The sequence below is a fragment of the Arthrobacter sp. Ha26 genome (genome assembly GCF_059091705.1).
Genome location: NZ_JBNHGX010000009.1, coordinates 71,508 through 92,418 on the forward strand (window position 1 = coordinate 71,508; position 20,911 = coordinate 92,418).

Below are 20,911 nucleotides of genomic sequence, written 5' to 3' on the forward strand. Positions count from 1 at the left end.
GGAGGGGCACGGGAGAGACCACAGGCCGCAGCTGCCCGATGCAGCCATTGGGGCCGATCGGGCACGCAGCAGTGATGAAAGGTCAAAGATTCGGATCATGAAAATCGGTATCGTAGGAGCCGGCTTCATCGGGGCAACGCTGGCAAGGAAGCTTGCAGCCGCCGGTCACCAGGTACAGATAGCCAACTCAAGATCACCCTCGACCCTCACTGAGTTCGAGGGCGAGAACGGCATTACACCGATGTGGGCGGCAGAGGCTGTCCAAGACGCTGAAATGGTCATCCTGAGTGTCCCCCAGAAAGCGGTCGAGAGTCTCCCTGACAACGTTTTGTCCGCACTCAAACCAGTACCGATCGTGATCGACACAGGCAACTATTATCCCGTCCGTGACGGCCGTATCGACGGCATAGAAGGCGGGTTGGCAGACAGTGAATGGGTGGCAACTTGTCTTGGCCGCCCCGTATTCAAGGTGTTCAACAACATCGCAGCACCGAGCCTGAAGCACAGGGGAACGACCAACCCAGGTCAGCGCCTCGGACTCACGGTCGCTGGCCCCGCCGCCGAAGACAAGCAGAAAGTGTTCGATCTGGTCAGGCAATTGGGTTTCGATCCAGTAGACGCAGGCGCCCTGGAGCATTCCTGGCGCCTCCAACCCGGAACCCCCACCTTCTGCAAGAACATGACGGCCGATCAGTTCTTGGCAGGGTTGGCTGAAACAATCCCAGAAGATACCGGAAAGTATCACGAACTCCGGGACCAGCTCCGTGACTTCGAAGCCGCACAGAACAACATGCGCCAACGGATGTAGAACATCTGGCTGGATACGGAAGCAGGACCGAGCCGCCCCTCCGTTATCGGCTGAGAAAATCTGCCCCACACATGGCCGGGTCGGTGCCCAGTGGGGGCCACGAGGTTTGCCCAGCCACGGCCATCAAACATGCCTACAGGCGGCCAACCGAAACACACGGGGTGAGGGGCGGAAACCCTCCCAGCCCACTCGGCGGCGCCATCGTCCGACCGACCTCGAGTGAATAATCGAGATGGGGAGAGGTCGAAGGCATAGTGGGTCTCGATAGGCCCGATGATGACAGGGAAATGCTTCCTGGCCCGGACCGCTGATGCTGGTCAGGGTCGAACGATGCCCGGAATTCCTGGGCGACAAGCCGCAGGCACAAGCAAAACGATGAATTGCGATACGAAAGGCAGCTCCATGGGAGACCATGCAGATTGGAAGGATTTGGCCGGTAGAGAGGTCCAGGTCCGGAAAGACGGCCGAACTATCAGGAACGGGTATGCCGAGAAAGTAGCCCTTACTGCGAACGCTCTCTGGCTGGAAGCCTACGGCGTCGAACCTTGCACCGGTATGAAAAGCGCAGGGCTATACCGCCCTGCCCCGACCTGGCGCGGTGAGCGAGTCTGAACGTGCAGGATGTGGAACCCATCGAAATTAAGATCCGCGACCGGGCCTCCATGGACCGCTGCATCACTGCGGCGGTCGAACGGATGATCGAGACCGCAAGGCTGCAACGGACGCACGGCATCCTAGTGACCCGGCTCGGAGACGGACACTTCATCGTCGACCTCAACACTGCAGTCCCCTTTGGCTACACAGGTCAACTCGATTCCCGTGGCCAACCCTCTTGACGAGCTTCGAACACTGCTCCCGCCCCTCCATCCGGTCGTGCAAAAGATGCGTACACGCAGTAGCCATCCCCTTGTTATCGCGGCTCAACGGGGTGTAAGCATCTTGGACCGAATGCCACGTCCCTGCCGGACGCTTGAAGACATGCCGGAAACCCCAGGAGCCGCCTCGCTTCCGGCAGCGCCCCACACGGGCACATTTTGAAAAGAGAGGGCTCCCACGAAGGCCGAAGCCGCAGGTCATGCGACTGGGGCCGTTGGCTGACGAGCCAACCTCTCTGACTAGACCAAGTACACATAGGAGACAACGTGGACCTTCACCTGCAACCCGACTGGCAGCGCGCTCTAGGGCAGCGCGTGGAAATCTGGCAGGAGGGGACTCTGATACGCAAAGGAACGATTGAGGCCGTTATGCCGGATGACTCACTCTTGTGGTTGTCCGCGGATGGCGCCTTCCCTCGCCAAATGTTTTCACGTTGTGATGGTTATCAGGTTTTCACGTATTTCAAGCCTCCGCCTTCGAACACTGACAAATGCTAGTAGCCCGAGAGGCTGACTTCCCTGACGAGTGCAGCTAATCATCCACAGCAGCAACTAAAGCGGCTACACGCAATCGAGAGTCAGGGGAAACGGCGCCGGTAGAGGCCACTAGAATGCTTCTGGTCCCCTCGCAGCACTCCTCCCGCCTCCCAGTCGGCCCTACCGTAGTGCTAGACGGTACATGCGGACGAAGCATTCAGGACCCGCGCGGACATCAGGGCAACCACCGCCTACACATATGCGGGAACAGTTCCAGCCGGGCACAAACGCCGCGTATCGCGAACGTGGCGGCCGCCCGGGAACTGGTTGGTTGGTGCTCGTCTTGCAGCTCCCGTCCAATAGGAGCGCCCTGGACGGATGCCTGCTGGCTCGGAGGCCTGGCAGCGCGGAGGATACCCGCGATAGCCGAGATCGGGCAACCGGCAATCACCGGTGACGCCCGACGTTGCTTGACCAGGGCGCCCTCCAGCCGACCGCCTCGTCTTCCGGTAACCAACCGCGCATATCAGTCTGATAGGGGCGCCGACCACGATCGCCAGCTACCGGGTGCACGGAAACGGACACAAAGCGAGGGGCCTAAGGCAAACCAAGCCCTGGACCGCTCGCCCTTCCCCTTTATGACAGGGAACGCCTACAAGTCAGGTGTGTATGCCTCTCAGAATGATCAACCCGTGTTCTTGAGCTTGCTCCGCAAAAGTCGGAGAATAAGCGGGCAAAGCGAGGTAGAGGCCCCGGAACAGGGTCTCCAGGTGTTTGATCGAGATATCTGAACGGATAGTTCCTTGGCGTTGGCCCTTCTCGATCAACGCATTTAGTGCTGCCTCGGCACGATGGAACGCCTTCTTGACGTTGTCGTCCGGCCGCTCATCGTTTAAGGCGTCCGCCGCTGTCGCTGCAAGACCCAGTGTCGGCGTCAGCAGGGCCGTGAGGAGCGCCTCCCATGCAGATGGAGCCTCAAGTGCTTTGATGTATCTCTCAGCCGCGAGGTCCAGAAAATGCGCGGACATCTCGTCAATCAGCTGCTTACGGCTGCCAAAAGTCGCGTAGACGGTGCCCTTGCTGACACCAGCTTCCATGGCAACATCGTCCATGGTCATCGCGCTACCGAGCCGGGTGAAGACTGTTGGGGCAGCTTCGCGCACCCTGCGCTCATTGTCGATAGCATCAATCCGTCTGGCCCGCTCACGGCTCTGCAGTGTCATTTGGGCTCCTCGAACTCGAAATACGCTGCTGTCTGGGATTGAAGTACACAATCCTATGCCCGGGACAGCTAAAATTTTGGAAGCGGGTTTGGCTCCCGCACCCCACTGCTCAGGCACATTCGGCGGTAATAATAACAGGGCAACAGTTTCAGCAGTGGCAGCTGCCGCTCACCCCCGCAAGTCTTGACACTATCTATCTCGACGCGGATCGTCAAGTTAAGGGAGGGGAGCTAAGAGCGTGGCACGCTCTCCTCGCTGCGCCTGGCCTAACCTGCGGAATACTCAAAACCGGGACGAGACGACTCCTCATGATCTGGGCTTCTACTCCCAGTTGGCCCCTGTTATTCCGGAGTGGAACCTTCGAGGCACAATCATCACGGGTGACGAAGGACTCTACGAAATTCACACTGTCCAGTCCGCGCCGTACCAGATCCCGACAGACGGGCATGCGGCAAACTCATCGACGCAGCAGGCTGGCACGCTTGGCGGCCGGCACGCCTGCACCTGAAGGTCAGTGCTGATAACCATCATGGCCCAGCTGTACTTCCAGGCCGGCGAACACCTCACCGATGACATCGCATCAGCAGTCAAACCTGAGCTCATTCTCGACCCCCAGGACAAGACTGACTGCTCCGGCCGGGAAGTCGGATACGACTTCATCCTCGCGACAGCAAATTAGGAACACCAGGAGCAGCAAAGGCGGTGCGCGGCATGTCCTCAGGAAGGAAGACCACGCCGCGCACTGAATCTGAGCGAACGGCTGGAAATGAGTGGCATATGAGTTCTCCGTCACCGCCGACATCGGAAGTAAGCTGGTGGTTGGAAAAATAGCCCTGTCTTTGCTGCCATTGAAAGTTAAGCACCCGACCGAACCGAAGTGCATCTAGGTGTTGTGCCACTCTAAAACGCCCCTAAAAGGTCGGCAAAGCCCTCAAGGACAATCAGCAGCTGGGTCATCGGACCGATCCTTGGGAACTCAAGGTAGCCTCTGGTGCACGGGAACGGCTGGGCGTAGCTTTCCATTAAAGGTTGGAAGGTGGCACCGGGCGCTCTGGATGCACATGGCTCCAGTACCTACCTGGCCAATGCACAGAGGAGCGGGCCATGGCTGGTTGGAATGCTGATACTGCGGCAGGACCTCTCGGGGTCGGGGCAGTCACTCTCGTGGAGGGATCATCCTTCTGCATCTCTTTGCAGAACGGGGACATGCACGCTGAACATCCCCATGGTCTTTTCGTTCAGGATGCCCGCATCCTGTCCGGCTGGGCCCTCACCGTTGACGGCCAGCCGGTTGAGCCGCTGGCAGCGGAGACGAAGGAACCGTACCGGGCACTGTTTGTCGGACGCGTTTCCCGCGCTGACAGGTATGCCGACAGTCCGCTGATCGTGGAACGGCTGCGCGAAGTGGGGGCCGGCATCCAGGAGCAGGTCACCATCCGGAACTACTCATCGGACCCTGTCGAATGCCTGGTGTCCCTTCAGGTTGAGGCGGACTTCGCGGACCTCTTCGAGGTGAAGGAGGCACGGATCCACCGACGCTGGGACGAAACCCACCAGGTCGATGACGAAGCGCTCACCATCCGGGCCGCCTGGCAGGATGTCCAGAAGAGCGTCACGATCCAAGCCCCCAAAGCAGACATAACGCCAGAGGCCCTTACGTACCGGGTGACCGTCCCGCCGCACGGGCACTGGAGCACCGTCCTCACGGCGTTTCCCACCACGGACGACGCCAACTTGGTGGCGGCCTTCGCCCATCCTGACGGGAACGGCTTATCTCCCCGGGACCGGCGCCGGCAAGAGTGGGTGGCTAAGATTCCGGTGCTACAGATCGGAAACCGCTCCATCGAACGCACCCTGCGGCGCAGCTACGACGATCTGGGCGCCCTCCGCATCGAGGACCCAAACCATCCGGACCGTGTGGTGGTCGCCGCCGGCGCGCCCTGGTTCATGACCCTGTTCGGCCGGGACTCGCTCTGGGCTTCAGTCATGGCGCTGCCCGTGGACCCATTCCTGGCGTTGGGCACGCTCCAGACACTGGCGGACCGCCAGGGAACTGTGGTCGATCAGATGAGCGAGGAGGAGCCGGGCAAGATCCTGCACGAGGTCCGGCTCGACGTCTCAAGCGGGCTGTCCTGGGCGGCAAGTCCGCCTACTACGGCAGTGTCGACGCGACGCCGCTGTTCGTGATGATGCTCGGGGCTCTCAGCCGCTGGGGTTTCGCCAAGGACACCATCGCTGCGCTGCTGCCCCATGCGGACCGTGCGCTGGAGTGGATCCGGAACTATGGGGACAAGGACGGCGACGGTTTCGTCGAGTACGAGCGCCTCAACGACCAGGGCCTGATCAACCAGGGCTGGAAGGACTCCTGGGACGGGATCAACTTCGCCGACGGGACCCTTGCCGAGCCGCCGATCGCGCTGTGCGAGGTACAGGGTTACGTATACGCCGCCTATCTGGCGCGCGCTTGGATGGCGTACGACGCCGACGACCCGGCCCTGGCGGCCGAGTTCGCCGGCCGGGCGGCGCGGCTGAAGAAACGGTTCAATGAACAGTTCTGGATTCCCGAGCGGGGGTACTACGCCGTCGCCCTGGACGGCAGGAAGCGGCAGGTCAATGCGTGCGCGTCCAACATGGGTCACTGCCTTTGGCTGGGCCTGGTGGATGAGGACAAGGTGCCGCAGGTGGCCGAACGGCTAATGTCCCCGGACATGTTCAGCGGCTGGGGCGTGCGGACCTTGGCGGCCGACATGGGAGCCTACAACCCCGCCAGCTACCACAACGGATCGGTCTGGCCGCATGACAATGCGATCATCGCGGCCGGTTTGCTGCGCTACGGATTCGTAGCGGAGGCACAGCGGATCTGCACTGCACTGTTGGAGGCCGCCGAGTACTCCGACGGCCGGCTGCCGGAGCTGTTCTGCGGCTTCAGCCGGGACCAGCTCGCCGCACCCGTGCCCTACCCCACTGCATGTTCACCGCAGGCGTGGGCGGCGACCACACCGATCCTGCTGATTACCAGCCTGATGGGGTACGACGTGCACGTTTCCCGCGGTGGCCTATGGATGAATCCCGTACTCCCCGAATCCTACGGCGACCTCCACATCACCAATGCTCCCCTGGCCGGTGGCCGGATCACCATCGACATCGCCCACTCCATCCCGTCCGTCCAGGGACTGCCCGAAGGAATCGTGTTCCACCATGGACACCGCCCGTGGATGACCGAACTGGTGCAGCAAGCCGACTGCCATCGCCATGCAGCGCGGCACCAAGTGAACCAACCGCCATCTTCTGATGGAGGCCATCTTCCAGCGTGAAGGTTCCCCTGCAAGAGCGACACCATCGGCTAATGCAGACTGATTTGAGCTGCCCGAATAAAAGCCAAAGAACTCAATGTGACAGCTTGATGGGTGTGGAGGCGCTGATGGCTGATCAGCGGATCGGATACGTGCGGGTTAGCACCCTGGACCAACTCGAGAAACGCCATCTCGACGGTCAGGTCCTGGACCCTCGATGACCTATGTTCACTGGGCCAGACCCTGAAGCGTAAGGGCGTTCGCGTCGAGTTCGTCAAGGAGCAGCTGGTCTTTACGGGGGGAGGGCTCCCCATGGCCAACCGCATACTCTTGGTCATGGGAGCCTTTGCCGAATTTGAACGCTCCCTCCTCCGGTAGCGGGAGCGGGAAGGCATCGTCCTGACCCAGCAGCGCGGCGCCTACCGCGGACGCAAAAGCCCTTAACACCGGAGCCAGCTGGTTAGATAGCGTTGTCCCCAAGTCGGTTCGTACCCTGGTTGGGGCACACCCCAATCTGACGGATGGGGCGCCCGGACAACAGCCTCCGCAGTTGCTGAACCCTTGAAGGAATCCGGAGCGATAAGAATCCGCGCCGGCCGGGATGTTGTATGCGGGCTCATGGTTGTAGGCTCGCTGCCGAGGGAAGGATTTGGAGGTCATTGCGCCTTCCATAGGAGGCCTGAGCGCCCCGGTTCTGGGCAGCCCATGCTCCTGCCAGAGCACCGGTTCCGGCTGCCTCAACCAGGGTCTGTCCGGCCGCCAGCTCGGCTGCGACAGCGCCCATGAAGGCGTCGCCGCATCCGGTGGTGTCAACGGTAGTGACCTGGACGGCGTCGATGCAGGTCACGGTGGGTGCCTGATGCCCGGGTTCAAAGACCACGGCTCCTGTCTTACCTCGGGTCACGATTGCGCACCTCGGTCCTAGGTCCAGGACTCTGCGGGCGTAGTAGTCCCACCCTTGACTCAGGTCCTGCTCTCCTAGCAGTGCGAGCATCTCGCCTTCATTGATGATCAGCACCTCAATGTTCCCAAGGAGCTGGGCCGGGAGTACTTGCATCGGCGAAGCGTTGAGAAGGACCTGTGCGCCGGCGGACGCGGCGCGTTCCGCGACTGAGATAACTGTTGGAAGGGGCACTTCAAGTGCCATCACAACGATGGGGGCGCCTTCGAGGTCCACGTCAGGGAGGTCCTCAGGTGCGAGGGTGGCGTTGGCGCCGGGGGAAACGATGATGGTGTTTTCGCCGTCCTGGTTCACTGCGATCATCGCTGCGCCGGTGCTGTTGTCCGGGCTTCGTCTGACCCGGGAGGTGTCGACGCCTTTTGCCGCGGCCTCAATAATGAGCCGGTCACCCAGTTCGTCCGCACCCACGACACCGACCAGGCTCACGTCCGCTCCCAGCAGCGCAGCCGCCGCTGCCTGATTAGAGGATTTGCCGCCGGGTTCTGTCCTGAGGTCGGTCCCCAAGACGGTTTCGCCGGGTAAAGGGAACCCCCCGACTGTGGTCGTAAGGTCGGCATTCATGGACCCCAGTACCAGTACTTTCACGTCGTGCATCTGTCTTGCGCCTTTCTGTCGTAAACCGCGATAGACCAATCAGGAAACCGGCATAAAGACAGTTAGCCCGCCATCGACGACCAGGTGCTGCCCGGTTACGTAGCTGGCTTCGTCGCTGCTGAAGAACCTCACAACATGGGCAATTTCCTCAGGGCGTCCCACCCGTCCGGCCGGGATTTTCGTTCCTGCCGTTGCAAGGCCTTCGCGACCGAATGAATTCGTGCTGTCCTGGGTCTGAGCCGTGTCGATAACCCCTGGAATGATGGAGTTGACTCGGATTCCCCGGGGAGCCAGCTCCACCGCGAGGGCCTTGCAGAGGCCCAGGACTCCTGCTTTGGCAGCCGTGTAATGGGCGTGGTCGGCCCACCCGTAGACGCCTCCGGAGATGGAAGAAATGCCCACCAGGGCGCCGCCGTGGTCCATGCGGGAGGCAGCGCTGCGGAAGAGGCGCATGACCCCACCCAGATCGACTGACATCAGGTCGTTCCAGGCCTCGTCAGTGAGTTCGTCCAGCGGGTGCAACCGGACAATCCCTGCGTTGGCGACTGCTATGTCAAGGCGCCCCCATTCGTCGACCGCGCGCTGTGCGAACCTATCCACCTCGTCGGCGCTGCGTACGTCGAGTTCGTGGACGACGCCTTCTCCCCCGGCTTCTTTAACAAGGTTGAGGGTCTCGTAGGGGTCATGGGGATCGCCCGGAAACGAGCCGATGACGGATCGGATCCCAGCCCTCGCAAAAACCACTGCGGTGGCACGGCCGATGCCGCTGGCGGCACCTGTGATAACCGCGGTCTTGAAATCTGTCATGGTTCCTTCTTGGGTGGTTACTGGTGTGAGCGGCTGATCCGCCGCAGTGTTGTGGGGTAATGGGACAAGGGGACCCCGCCGGTTTCACTGACGACGTAGGTGTTGGCGACCCCCGCTGACTCCTGCCCGCCCTCACTCACAAGGCTCGGGTGCAAGGCGATGGCCTCGCCGTCGAGCAGTGTCCACGCGGATCCGTTGGTGATGGGTAGGGGTATCTCATCCAGGCCAATGCAGTGTCCGAATCCGATGGTGTGACGCCCTTGCCTGGCCAGGAATCCCGCGACGGCGCTGGCCTGGTGTCCGTCACGGAGGTAGCGGGCGGCACCGTCAAGAGCTCTCACGGTCTGGTCGGCGAGCATGAGGCGCTGGGTGCTCACGTCGCCCAGGGCGAACAATGCACCGAGTTCGACCCAATGCCCATCGGCCGCGGCGGTTTCGATGAAAACAGTGACCAGGTCCCCGTCCAAGATTGGCCTGTCGGCGGGGTGCTGGCCATGGAACTCGTTAGCAGCGACATGGATGATGTCAAAAAGCGAGCCGTGGGAACGCAGATACTGCGCGATGACACCCGCGACGTCTGCTTCGGTGCCGTCCCTCCGCAGCCGGTGTGCAGCGGCTTCCATTGCGCCCTCGGCCCTGGCCATGGAGCGGCGGAGCTGTTCTGTTTTGATCGTCTCCGGTTGCCTCCGCAGTGCTTCCATGACGCCGAAGGCGTCAATGACCCGGGCACCGGGCTCCATGGCTGCAAGGATCCCAGTGTGGTCTCTGTGGGGCAGGCCATTCTCATCGGAGGCGGCCAGACCGACGGTCCCGGGGCCCGCGGCTGCCGCAATTTCTGTGTACAACGTTGCCTTGGGGCTCTTACCTGGGGCGCGGACGACAACTCCGGGTGCCAGAGACTGGTCCATGAGGACGTGGCGGGCAGCCTGGGCCGAGGAGGCGATGACTTCTGGCGCCCGGCTCCGGGCAATGACAACGAACAATCCCTTGTTATTGGGGATGTGTCCGGTGAGGTGTGCGATGTTACCGTAGTGGGCGGTCTGTCCCCGGCCGTGGATGACCAGTGCATCCAGCCTCTCGCGCTCGAGCGTTTCCCACATCGAGCGCCAGCGCGACTGGTATGGAACCTGTCCGCCGGTCAGCAAGAGGCGCGCATGCTGTCGAGGCGCGGGAAGTCCTGGTGGTGTGTGGACCACCAGTCTGCGATGTCGTTTCGCCGGGCGAACCATACGCCGCCCTTTTGCTGGGCGTAGGTGATGAACTCGCGCAAAGCCGACGTGCGGGCCGCTTGGCCGACCAGCCGCGGGTGCAGTCCTATGGACATCATCTTGGGGAAGCCGCGTTCGCCTTCGAGCCACAGTTCGTCGAAAGCACGTTGGATGTAGTCGAGGAACTCGGAGGGGTTTTTAGACCCCTGAGAGTCGTTGTAGGTCTGGGAATACGGTACGACAAGGTGTTCCTTGCCGTTGACCGTGGTGAAGTACGGAAGGTCGTCGTTATAGGCGTCGCAGTCGAAGGCGAAGCCTCCTTCTTCGACGACAAGCTCCCGGGTGTTCACGGACGGCCCGTACCTGCAGTACCAGCCGGTGGGCCGGCTGCCCCATGTCTCTGCGAAGGATTCCACGGCCAGGCGTATGTGTTCGCGTTCCTCATCCCGGCTCAGGCGCCAATGTTCCTCCCACCGCCAACCGTGTGAGACGAGGTCATGCCCTGCTCGGCTGGCGTAAGTGGCGACGGCGGGATTTTTCTCAAAGGCCACCGCGCAGCCGAAGAAGGTGGCCGGCACGTGAAGCTCATCGAAGAGCCTCAGGAGCCGCCAAATGCCGGCCCTGCTCCCGTACTCGTACATCGATTCCTGCGCCAGGTCGCGCACGTGTGCCGGGAAACGGTAGCCGGAGTCGCCCAGCACGTCGTTTTCACCGTCTCCTGCAGCGTAGGAGTACTCGGAGCCTTCCTCGTAGTTCACTACGATGTTGACTGCGATGCTTGCATTGTCCGGCCAGGTGACTTTCGGGATGTGTGCCCCGTAGCCCACAAGGTCACGCTGGGGTCCTGTAGGCGTTGTCATCAGTACGCCATCCATCCGCCGTCAACCAGCAGGTTATGTCCCGAGATGTAGCTGCAGTCGTCTGATGCCAGGAACAGGGCCGCCCCCGCGACGTCCTCAGCCCGGCCCAGCCTTGGGAAGGGCGTGCGGGACCGGGAGTACTCGAGGACCGGGTCGGTCATATCGACCTCGCCGGGATGGGTGCCGGTGATGATCCGCCCCGGGGCGATACCGTTGACGATGATTCCATGTTTGGCGTAGTCGACGGCGAGCTGTCGGGTCATTTGGATCATTCCGCCTTTGCTGACGGCATAGGCGAAGAAATCGGGAGGACCGACGAGGCCGTGCTGTGAGGCCACGTTGATGACCCGGCCGCGGACTTCACCGATGGGTTCCTGATCCATCATTTGGCCGATACCACGTTTGCAGCTGAGAAACTGACCCCGAAGGTTCACGTCCATCAAGCGGTCCCAGTCTTCTTCGCTCGTTTTGAGCACCGAGGATGAAAACACCAGGCCTGCGTTGTTGACGAGGATGTCCACACGCCCGAACTCGTCGACAGCCCGAGATACCAGTCCGTCGATGTCTTCGGCCTTTGAGACGTCGGTCTGGTGGAAAACTGCGGTTCCGTGGTCGGCGTTGATCAGGTGGGCTGTGGGCGTCTCGTCGTCGCCGCTCCAAATTGGATCTTCCCGGATGTCGCTGACAACAACTTTCGCACCTTCACGGGCGAAGCGGACGGCAATTGCCCGGCCGATTCCGGACGATCCTCCGGTGACGATAGCTGTGCGACCTGCAAGGCGCATCATTGAGGCCTTTCTTTTTGGACGACGATGGTGCCACCCCGACGTGCAGAGACGCACGCCGGGACGGACAGTGTGGTTGGTGTCGGCTAGCTGACTTGCTTGATGGCGTCGATGATGAGGTCCCAGAAAGCGTCGAAGTCCAAATTGGTGGCTGCGAGGTTGTTGAAGGGCAGGCCGTAGGCTCCGAGAAAGTCGGTAACGGTTTCGCCGTAGGTCCATTTACCCTGTGTTTCGACGGCGATGAAGGCTTCCTTCACGCCGACAACGGAGGGGTTGATGACGCGGGCGACTGCGCAGGCATCGTGGATTGGCGGGTAAGGCATCTTCCACACGGAATCGTAGTTTGCGCCGAAGAAGTCGAGCCATTCGACCACTACCTGGGAAATGGGTGTTCCGATCGCGCGAATCCGTTCCTTCACCTCAGGGGTGGCAACTGCCTGGTGGGTGAGATCGAGGCCGACCATCGTTACCTGCCACTTAGCTGCGAAAACGGCTGCGGCAGCTTCCGGGTCGGCGAGGATGTTGAACTCGGCCGCAGGCGTGGCGTTCCCCTGGGTGTAGGCCCCGCCCATGAGGACGACCTCCTTTACGCGGTCCACTATTTTCGGTTCCAGCCGCATGGCCAACGCAATGTTGGTTAGAGGACCGGTGGGAACGAGGGTGTACTCGTCCTGCTCCCCTGCCATGACAAGGTCCACGATGAGCTGTGCGGCATGGCGAGGGTCGAGCTCCATCGCGGGTTCCGGCAGCTCCGGGCCGTCCAGCCCGGAGACACCGTGGACGGACCCGGCGATCACTTCGCCGTCGGTGATCTGTTCACGCACCAGGGGGAATTCCGCGCCGGCGGCGATCGGGATGTTGATCGCACCGACGAGCGTGGCAACACGCTGTGCGTTGTAGGTTGTCTTTGCCAGGACCTGGTTGCCGGCGACAGAAGTGATGGCGGCCAGTTCAATATCAGGATTTCCCTGCGCGAGCAGGATGGCGATCGCGTCATCGTGTCCGGGGTCAACGTCGAGAATGATCTTCTTAGGCACTTAATTACTCTCCTTAGGAGTTTGTTGGATCGGCTTTACTTCAGTCCGGATCGGGCGAGCCCGGGGATGAAGAGTCGTTGAAGGAAAATGAAGAGGATTAGCAGGGGGATGGTGGCCACGGAGGCGCCCGCGAATGTCAGGCCCCAGTTTGGCAGCGCCCCGGGGGACACTGACTGCGCGACGGCGACCTGCACAAGTGTGTTTTCAGTGCTCTGGATGGCCACGAGGGGCCAGAGGAATGCGTTCCATGAGAACAGGAAAATCATCAGTACAAACGTGACGAGGTCGACCCGGACCACGGGGAGAATGACTGACCAGAAAATCCGGAAGTGGCCTGCGCCGTCGAGTTTGGCCGCTTCGTCGAGTTCCAGGGGAACCGCTTCGAAGGACTGACGGAGCAGGAACAACCCGAACGCGCTGGCGATCCAGGGAACGCCCACGGCGAAAAGGGTGTCCTGCAGGCTCATCGCGGAGATCAGCTGGTACAGCGGAACGACGAGCGCTTCGGCCGGAAGCATGAACGTGGCAAGTATGACGGCGAACACCGCATTACGGCCCTTGAAGGCGATTCTCGTCAGCGCATAGGCCGCCAAAGTACACAGTATGAGTGAGGCCACCACCTGGAATGCCGCGACCAGGAACGAGTTCAGCAGGGCACGGCCGACGCCCCTGTCAACGAACAGTTCCTGGAGGTTCTCGAAGGTCACGGCGAGTGGGACAAACGTCTTCCAACTAAGCGGACTGATGTCCGCGAAGATGCTCGACTGGCTCTTCAGTCCTGAGACGAACATCCACTCATATGGCAGGACGAAAGCCATCAGAATTGCAATGACGACGACCGTTGTCCAGATCCGCTGCCATAGCCGGACGGGCACGCGACTACGGCCGGTCCTATCGTCGTTTCCGCGCGTGCCGTCCCCGGCTCCGGCGTCGTCCGACACGCGTTGCGGTGTCAGCTGTGTCATCTCAGTAGTCCCATCGGGTTCGGAGAAGTCTCATTTGAACGAGGCTGATGGTGATGGCGCCGACCAACAGCAGAACCGACAGTGCTGAAGCGAAGCCCGGGTCCTGCAGCGTGAAAGCCTGTTTGTAGATCTCGTAAACGAGCAGGTTGGTGGTGCCCCCCGGGGCGCCTTGGGTCATGACGTAGGCCGGAGTGAATGATTGAAGCGCAAAGACTGTCATGATGACGACCACCATTACCGTGGTCCGGGAGAGGAGCGGGATCACGATCAGAAATGTCCGCTTCAGCCCCCCTGCACCGTCGAGGACCGATGCCTCCATTACGTCACCGGGAATGGACTGAAGTCCGCCGAGGTAGAGGATGGCGGCCATGCCAACTTGCTGCCAGACACTCATGATGATGATCGATGGCAAAGCCAAAGCCTGGTCGGTTAGGAACGAGGCGGTACCAAACCCCAAAGAGTTCAGGACAGCGTTGACGAGTCCTTCGTTGGCCAGCAGGAAATTCCACAGCGTTGCGACCACAACCGATGATGTGATGACCGGGAGGAATACTGCTGTCCGAAGGATTCCCCTGCCTGGAAGGGGTTGATTAAGATACGTAGCCAGGAGGAAGCCCAGCGGGATGATCAGGACGACCATTCCTACCGCGAAGATCAGCGTGACCCCTATGGTTTGAAGAGCCGCTGGATCGCTGAAGATCCGGGCGAAATTCTCCAACCCCACGAACGTCTGCAGGTCGGGGTTGATAAGCGTGTAACTGAGAAGGCTGTTCTTGATAAGGAGTACAACAGGGACGTATTGGAATACTGCGAGGATGATGAGGAACGGGGCCAGGAAGCCGGCCGCGACGAGTAATTCCCGCCGCGACCGCTTCCTTCCGGTTCCACGGACGAGCCTCGTCCTCGTCGTCGTGGATGACATGGACGGTCTCCTTACCGGGACATCAGCGGCGACAGCTTTGTCACTGCCTGGTCGAGCTCGCCCTTGGGGTCGCCACCGTAGGCGATGTTTTTCAGCGCGTTCTCCACGATCTGGCTGTACTGGGAGAAGTGCGTAGTAGGCGGCCGCGGCTGGCCCCACTTCTCCAGCTCACTGTAGAACACACTCTGCGGGGGCTGCTGGAATTCCGGCAGTTCCTTGTAAACACTGTTCAGCGTGGGAAGGCGGCCGTTTTTCTGGTTATAGTCCTTAGCTGCGGCACCCGTGCTCACGGCAACCACGAACTTCGCGGCCGCATCTGCCTGCTTCGATTTCGCCGAGGCCGCAACAGTGATCGCGCCTGTATGAACGATCGGGGTCTTGATGTAGGGAAGTGGCGCGACACCCCAGTCGAATGACACCTTGGCGTCCTTCAAGGGCTGGACCTGCCCCGCGTGGAACATATCGAAACAGGCTTTGCCGTCCAGGAATGCATTCGGCCGACCGGTCTTGGAGGTGACCGCCTTGTCACCGTTATACAGTGACTGGTAGAAGCCTGCCGCTTCAACAGCTTCGGGCGTGTTCAGCCAGCCGTCGACCTCTTTGCCATCTGGAGAAATGGCGTAGAAGGTCTTGTACGCTGACGAATCCTTTGGCGCCTTAGGGTCGCCGGCGCTGCGAAGATACAACAGGTCGCTGTAAACCGGCCCCGGAGTGCCTGAACCCAGCTGCGTCGGCGCGAGCCCGTAAATTGTTGGGCTGCCAGGGGTCCCCTGTTGGCACTTCAGCATGGCATCGCGGGCCTGCTCCCACGTCCACGCGGTATCCAGCGTCGTGGGGACGGTGATGCCGGCCTGGTCAGTCAGGGTCTTGTTGTAGTACAGGCCGAGGGCGTCCTGCTGAACGCCCATGGTGTAAACCTTGCCCTCGTAGCTGCCCTCTGTGAGGGTCGCCGGCAAGACGTCGTCTTTCCACCCCTCAGGCAGGTGACTATCGAGGGGAAGCAGTACGCCTTTGGAGGCATAGTTCGCGGTCTCGGGCATGTCATATCCGTAGATGTCCGGCGCGTTGGCCGAGGAGCTAAGGACACTGACTTTGTCGGCGTACTGTCCGAAAGGCACATCGGTGACATCGAAGGTGACGCACCCGTTGGTCTTGGTCGTGTAGTCGGCCATCTGGGCGTCCGTGGGCACGTTGGTCGTGGACCGTAGAACCTTGAGTTTGGCTGACCCGTCGGGGCAGTTGGCGCTGGTGGCCGGGGAACTCGGTGAACAGGCAACCACGGATGAGGCCAGGGCCCCAATGGCAAGTGTTGTAAGAATCAGACGGCTTGTCCGTCGTCGTGATGTAATGTTGGCGTACAAAGTAACTCCTCGTTTCTGGCGTGGGAGGGTGTTCGTTTCCTAGGCATTCACCCTCCGCGTTGGGGACTAGCTACCTATCTCCCTTCGCTCAATGCCTCGAAAAGAAGCTTGTTGAACAGGTCCGCGTCCGCGCCCAACGCCACGAATGCGTTGGGCTTTTTGCGGGTGCGTGAGGCGACATCGACAAATGTTTTGCCGAAAGCCAGCGGGCTGAGCGTGTCGACGGCGACGTGGTAGGCCGCCAGGTCGACCACGGTCGGGTCTAAGAGGTACGCGATGCAGAGGGCATCATGCACGGGAGCCGAATCCGGTTCATCCTGTGGCTGGGTTTCGTTATAGCCATGGATTCGCTGCTCGACGATGTCTGCGGCCACACCCGCGGCCGGAGTGCCGATAGCGCGCAGGGCGGCGGTGTGACGCAAGGACATGTTGGCTTTATGGGTTGCATCGAGGGGCACCAGCACGACTCGTTCGAAGCCTGCCTGCAGGACGACGTCTGCTGCGACCGGGTCATGCCAGATGTTTGCTTCGGCTGAAGCCGTGACGTTTCCCAAGGCATGCCCACCGCCCATGATGACGACCTCATCAATGGCCTGAACGATCCGGGGGTCCAGGGTGATAGCTGCTGCGATGTTCGTCAATGGTGCTACTGGCACCAAGGTGATCTGCTCCGTGGTTGCCCGCAGAGTTTCCACCAGCCATTCCACTGCCGGCTGCTGGGAGGCCTGTCGAACGGTGGCCGGCGCCGGGAAATCATGGGGATGAATGACTTCCCGCTCGCTGTCAACGTGGTCTTCGAATAGGAACGGGATGGGTGCGTAGGGCTTACCGAGTCCCCGGTACACCGGGATGTCCTGGCGACCGATCAGGTCGAGAGTCCGCAGTGTGTTCTCGGTGGTGGTGTCAACGTCGTGGTTACCCCACACGGTGGTGCAGGCGATCAGATCCAGTGGCCGGGACTGGGCCGCCAACATGATCGCGATTGCGTCGTCGGTTCCCGTGTCGACGTCGAGAATCACTTTTCGGGTCATGCCAGGAGCTCCTCTTTGTTGGATCCGGTGATCATGGTTTGTGTTCCGCCGACCTCGGGTGCCGCCAGGAGCGGGACGGCGGCGAGCTGGGCTTTTGAGAAGAGGTGGCGTCCAACGGGCCCTGGATCGTGGAACCCGTCGTCGTCAATGACGACGCGTCCTGCGCTGATCACCGCCGTGGGCCAGCCGGTGAACTCCGTGCCCTCGTACGGCGAATAATCAGAGTTCATATGGTGCGTCTTTGCGCTGATGACCTTGGTTATCGTGGGGTCGAAAATGACCACGTCTGCATCCGCGCCAGGGCCTATCCAGCCCTTGGACCTGAGGCCATTGAGGACTGCGGGATTTGTTGAAGACATCGCCACGAAGTTTTCAACACTCATTCCACCGCGGATGACGAGCGTGTCAAAGGACACCGTCATGCGGTGTTCGACACCAGGGAGACCGTTGGGCATTGAGGTCACGTCGTGGGAGTATTTTTCTTTCTGTGCGCTGGAGTAGCAGCAGTGATCAGATCCCAGGGTGTGGACCATGCCCCTGATCGTCCGGTCCCTCAGTCCAGTCATGGCGGCAGCGGAGCGGATTGGCGGGCAGCAAACGAAAAGTTCGGGTCGCCCGCTTGCATAGACGCTGTCGTCCAAAGTGATGTAGTGCGGGCAGGTCTCGGAGTAGGCGCGGATGCCCTTGGACCTGGCAACTGCAACCAAATCCACGACATCGGGCGTCGTCTGGTGCACGAAGTAGACCGCCGATCCAGTGCTTGCCGCAAGCGCCAAGGCGCGGGAGACAGCAGCTGCTTCAGCTGCTTCGGGCCGCGTCAGCCCGTGGTGCCGGGAGTCGCCCCGCCCACGCTCCCGCTCATAGTTTTGCGCCTGCTCGACCAGGTGATTCTCCTCGGCGTGAATAATTGCTACGCCACCGAGACCGGCAAGGACTTCCATGACTTTTTCGATGGTGTCGAATCCGGCCATCACCCCGTCACGATATGTTGTGAACATCTTGACCGTGAGGACTCCGAGTTCAGCCAAGGACAGGAGTTGATCGCGCGTGGTGTTGTCCCAGGCGACAACACCACCGTGCAGGGCCAGGTCTGTGCGGGTATCCTGTGCAGCCTTGCGCTTCTCGTACACAGCCTGAAGCGGGCTTTGGCCGGGTTCCGGAATGGCGAAATCAATGATGGTGGTGGTTCCGCCCCACAGAGCGGCAATGCTTGCCTGAGCGTGACTGTCCAGCATGGAGAATTCACCGAGCACCTGCCCGACGTGGCAGTGCGGATCGACCCCGCCGGGCAGAACCAGCTGACCTGTCGCGTCGATCTGTCGCTTATGAGGGGGCAACGGCGCGTCCACGTCGAGGATCCCTGCGATGCGCCCGTCTTTGATCAGGACGGTGCCCTCGGTGGATCCGGTGGCGTTGACGACAAGGCCGCCGGTAACAACAAGGTCATAGGGCGCAGGGATTGTTTGGTCAGGCACGAGTGCCGCCTCCGTTCATGAAAATGGCACGGTCCAGATGCCCAAGATGGTTTCGCATCGCCTCGGCTGCGGATAATGGATCGCCGCCGCGGACTGCCTTGAGGACGGCACGGTGCTCGTCGACTTGCACCTGCCGAGAAGCCGGGTCCGGCAAGCCTTGCTGATTGACGAGGACCCACAAGGGATGCGATTCGATGTTCACCAGCTGCTCGATAATCCCCGAAAGGATTGAGTTGCCGCACCCCGGGGCCAAGTCCGAGTGGAACTGAAGCCCCAAGGCCACAAATTCGGCAACCCCCGCGGAGTCCTCCACAAGTTCGGCCTGGCGATCCAGATACCGCTCCAACTTGGAAATCCGCTCAGACGTAATCCTGGTGGCCGCCAAGCTGGCTGCTACAGGCTCAATCGACAGACGTGTCTCAATCAACTCCCGCGGAGGGACGTCAAGGGGGGAACCTTCACTCCCGCCGACCTTCGCAGCGCGCCGTACGAAAGTCCCGTCACCATGGCGCACCTCAATTGCCCCCACAAGCTCCAAGGCCAGGAACGCTTCCCGCGCGGTCGGCCGAGAAACCTGATACTTAGCGGCGATATCGGTATGGGCGGGCAGCCGCTCTCCTGCTGCGAACTCGCCATTGGTAATGGCCATCAACAGGTCTTGGGCCACATTCAAATAGCGGCGCTGCCGACCGGACTCATCTGATGTGTGCATAGTCACACTCTATACGTCTTACGAGTAGGATACAAGAGGTAAGACTTCTAAGGGCAGATGGTCCTAGGACAAAGAGAAAAGGTGGGATGCAATGAAGGTTCTGATTCCGTCAACGATCAGTTCAGAGTCGTTTACAGGTGAAAGGGTGGATGACTTCATCGTCTATGACGTACACGCGCCAATACCGGAAGCGCATAGGGATGCCGAGGTTCTGGTTGCGTGGCAGAACCCTCCGGCACAACTGGCAGCCGCGGCACAACACCTCACGCGCCTGCGCCTGGTGCAAGCCCTGGCCTCGGGGACGGACGCTGTCACCGCAGCCGGCTTTCCTGAGCCGGTACAGGTATGTTCGGGCCGCTCTCTCCATGACGGGCCGGTGGCCGAGCACACCCTTACTCTCCTGCTGGCCTGCGTCCGGAGACTCGACCGGCTCTACCTCGCCCAGCAATCCAGGACGTGGGACAACGAGTACCTTCATGACCAGGCGAGCCCGGAAAGCGCCGGCGACTACACGCTCACCGGCGCAAACGTCCTCATTTGGGGATTCGGCTCCATTGCAGCAAAGCTGGCTCCCCTGCTCACAGCCTTGGGAGCAAAGGTCACGGGTGTGGCAAGCACTGCCGGTAGGCGTGCAGGCTACCCCGTGATGACAGAAGATACCGCCCGGGAACAGCTGGGAAGCACAAATGTGCTCATCTCACTTGTGCCTGCCTCTGTACAAACCGACAAGCTGTTTAACAACAGTGTGTTCGCTGCAATGCCGCAAGGCTCGGTTTTCATCAATGCAGGACGTGGTTCAACGGTCGACGAAGCAGACCTCATATCCGCCCTCGAAAAGAAGCAGCTAAGGGCCGCCGCCATCGACGTCGCCCAGAACGAACCACTGCCGTCCGCCTCACCCCTATGGAGAACAGAAAACCTCATCATCACGCCGCACGTCGCGGGAAACAGGCCACAGGGAGCGGCAGCGCTGATCAGAAGGAACCTGGCAGCACTTCAAGCCGGCAACATGCTGGAAAACTTCAACTCAAAAAGTGTCGCCTGACTACGCGTACTTGCGAGACGACTACCGGCTATGGGCGGGGAGCATACTCAGCTTTCGTCGAGCAGCGCGGGCGGACAGAACCCGCCCTTCTGTTTCTCCGATTTGGCGAAAGTTACCAGTCCGTTCTGTTGTTATTGCGTAAAATTTACGATACTTTCTTTCTGTGATGTGAATCGCATCCCGGCAGCAGAGAGGCTCCGACCAATGACGGCAAGGAAAACCATAAAACTCCGCTAGCCGCGAACGTGAGGAACACAGCCAACGACGCGCAGCAGGCCTCACCACAGGCACTTCTGACATCGGCGCCGATCGAAATCGACAGGCATTCCAGGCTTTGCAGGGGAATGCAGCAATTGTCGATGAACAGGCAGATAGGAAATTTGCTATGGCATTACGACTGGATATACCGCCCGAGGTGGTCGCGGGGAAAGTTCCAAGGTCTCGTAAGAGGCGCGACAATCCCGGCGCTTGG

16 protein-coding genes and 3 pseudogenes are annotated in these 20,911 nt (G+C 60.9%); 6 read left to right on the forward strand and 13 right to left on the reverse strand.

The window, feature by feature from the left end:
- Positions 1-46 precede the first annotated feature (46 nt).
- Both AC5RVY_RS18220 and AC5RVY_RS18225 read left to right on the forward strand, forming a co-directional pair.
- Positions 47-808: an NADPH-dependent F420 reductase gene (locus tag AC5RVY_RS18220; protein ID WP_493956150.1), complete on the forward strand. Its 762-nt coding sequence runs from the start codon at positions 47-49 to the stop codon at positions 806-808.
- Between the two features lie 614 nt (positions 809-1,422).
- The gene (locus AC5RVY_RS18225) at positions 1,423-1,644 is read left to right on the forward strand and encodes a hypothetical protein (RefSeq protein WP_493956103.1); all 222 of its coding nucleotides are present in this window, start codon (positions 1,423-1,425) and stop codon (positions 1,642-1,644) included.
- A gap of 1,175 nt (positions 1,645-2,819) precedes the next feature.
- On the opposite strand, the gene AC5RVY_RS18230 is transcribed toward AC5RVY_RS18225, so the two are convergent.
- Entirely contained in the window at positions 2,820-3,383 is a 564-nt protein-coding gene (locus AC5RVY_RS18230) for a TetR/AcrR family transcriptional regulator (RefSeq protein ID WP_493956104.1), read from the reverse strand.
- Between the two features lie 238 nt (positions 3,384-3,621).
- Between AC5RVY_RS18230 and AC5RVY_RS18235 the strand changes: the two are divergent.
- From AC5RVY_RS18235 to AC5RVY_RS18245, 3 pseudogenes are all read left to right on the forward strand, one after another.
- Positions 3,622-4,062: pseudogene (locus tag AC5RVY_RS18235) on the forward strand (dioxygenase family protein).
- Between the two features lie 425 nt (positions 4,063-4,487).
- A pseudogene (locus tag AC5RVY_RS18240) lies at positions 4,488-6,697 on the forward strand (amylo-alpha-1,6-glucosidase).
- A gap of 107 nt (positions 6,698-6,804) precedes the next feature.
- Positions 6,805-7,051: pseudogene (locus tag AC5RVY_RS18245) on the forward strand (recombinase family protein); the annotation flags it as partial.
- 241 nt (positions 7,052-7,292) lie between these two features.
- On the opposite strand, the gene AC5RVY_RS18250 reads toward AC5RVY_RS18245, so the two are convergent.
- The 12 genes from AC5RVY_RS18250 to AC5RVY_RS18305 all read right to left on the reverse strand — a co-directional run bounded on the left by AC5RVY_RS18250 (position 7,293) and on the right by AC5RVY_RS18305 (position 19,394).
- Positions 7,293-8,231: a ribokinase gene (locus AC5RVY_RS18250; protein WP_493956105.1), complete on the reverse strand. Its 939-nt coding sequence runs from the start codon at positions 8,229-8,231 to the stop codon at positions 7,293-7,295.
- Positions 8,232-8,270: 39 nt separating this feature from the next.
- Positions 8,271-9,038 carry an SDR family NAD(P)-dependent oxidoreductase gene (locus AC5RVY_RS18255; RefSeq protein ID WP_493956106.1) on the reverse strand — a complete coding sequence of 256 codons (768 nt, stop codon included), beginning with the start codon at positions 9,036-9,038 and terminating at the stop codon, positions 8,271-8,273.
- Between the two features lie 17 nt (positions 9,039-9,055).
- Positions 9,056-10,183 (reverse strand): M24 family metallopeptidase, encoded by a 1,128-nt coding sequence (locus AC5RVY_RS18260; protein WP_493956107.1) that lies wholly within the window; start codon positions 10,181-10,183, stop codon positions 9,056-9,058.
- The gene (locus tag AC5RVY_RS18265; RefSeq protein WP_493956108.1) at positions 10,177-11,106 is read right to left on the reverse strand and encodes a polysaccharide deacetylase family protein; all 930 of its coding nucleotides are present in this window, start codon (positions 11,104-11,106) and stop codon (positions 10,177-10,179) included. The genes AC5RVY_RS18260 and AC5RVY_RS18265 overlap by 7 nt, the downstream gene beginning before the upstream one ends.
- Positions 11,106-11,894, reverse strand: coding sequence for an SDR family NAD(P)-dependent oxidoreductase (locus AC5RVY_RS18270; protein WP_493956109.1), 789 nt, complete (start codon positions 11,892-11,894; stop codon positions 11,106-11,108). The genes AC5RVY_RS18265 and AC5RVY_RS18270 overlap by 1 nt, the downstream gene beginning before the upstream one ends.
- Before the next feature lie 83 nt (positions 11,895-11,977).
- Positions 11,978-12,928: a nucleoside hydrolase gene (locus AC5RVY_RS18275; RefSeq protein ID WP_493956110.1), complete on the reverse strand. Its 951-nt coding sequence runs from the start codon at positions 12,926-12,928 to the stop codon at positions 11,978-11,980.
- A 35-nt stretch (positions 12,929-12,963) separates the two neighbouring features.
- Complete coding sequence (locus tag AC5RVY_RS18280) at positions 12,964-13,893, reverse strand: carbohydrate ABC transporter permease (protein WP_493956111.1); 930 nt, start codon at positions 13,891-13,893, stop codon at positions 12,964-12,966.
- A gap of 1 nt (position 13,894) precedes the next feature.
- On the reverse strand, positions 13,895-14,815 hold the full coding sequence (locus tag AC5RVY_RS18285; RefSeq protein WP_493956112.1) for a carbohydrate ABC transporter permease: 921 nt from the start codon (positions 14,813-14,815) through the stop codon (positions 13,895-13,897).
- A gap of 11 nt (positions 14,816-14,826) precedes the next feature.
- Complete coding sequence (locus tag AC5RVY_RS18290) at positions 14,827-15,987, reverse strand: extracellular solute-binding protein (RefSeq protein ID WP_493956113.1); 1,161 nt, start codon at positions 15,985-15,987, stop codon at positions 14,827-14,829.
- Between the two features lie 263 nt (positions 15,988-16,250).
- The gene (locus AC5RVY_RS18295) at positions 16,251-17,207 is read right to left on the reverse strand and encodes a nucleoside hydrolase (RefSeq protein WP_493956114.1); all 957 of its coding nucleotides are present in this window, start codon (positions 17,205-17,207) and stop codon (positions 16,251-16,253) included.
- On the reverse strand, positions 17,204-18,682 hold the full coding sequence (locus tag AC5RVY_RS18300; protein WP_493956115.1) for an amidohydrolase family protein: 1,479 nt from the start codon (positions 18,680-18,682) through the stop codon (positions 17,204-17,206). The genes AC5RVY_RS18295 and AC5RVY_RS18300 overlap by 4 nt, the downstream gene beginning before the upstream one ends.
- A complete protein-coding gene (locus AC5RVY_RS18305; protein ID WP_493956116.1) occupies positions 18,675-19,394 on the reverse strand; it encodes a FadR/GntR family transcriptional regulator in 720 nt (239 codons plus the stop codon). The genes AC5RVY_RS18300 and AC5RVY_RS18305 overlap by 8 nt, the downstream gene beginning before the upstream one ends.
- A 91-nt stretch (positions 19,395-19,485) precedes the next feature.
- On the opposite strand from AC5RVY_RS18305, the gene AC5RVY_RS18310 reads away from it, so the two are divergent.
- Positions 19,486-20,439 carry an NAD(P)-dependent oxidoreductase gene (locus AC5RVY_RS18310; RefSeq protein WP_493956117.1) on the forward strand — a complete coding sequence of 318 codons (954 nt, stop codon included), beginning with the start codon at positions 19,486-19,488 and terminating at the stop codon, positions 20,437-20,439.
- Positions 20,440-20,911: the final 472 nt, after the last annotated feature.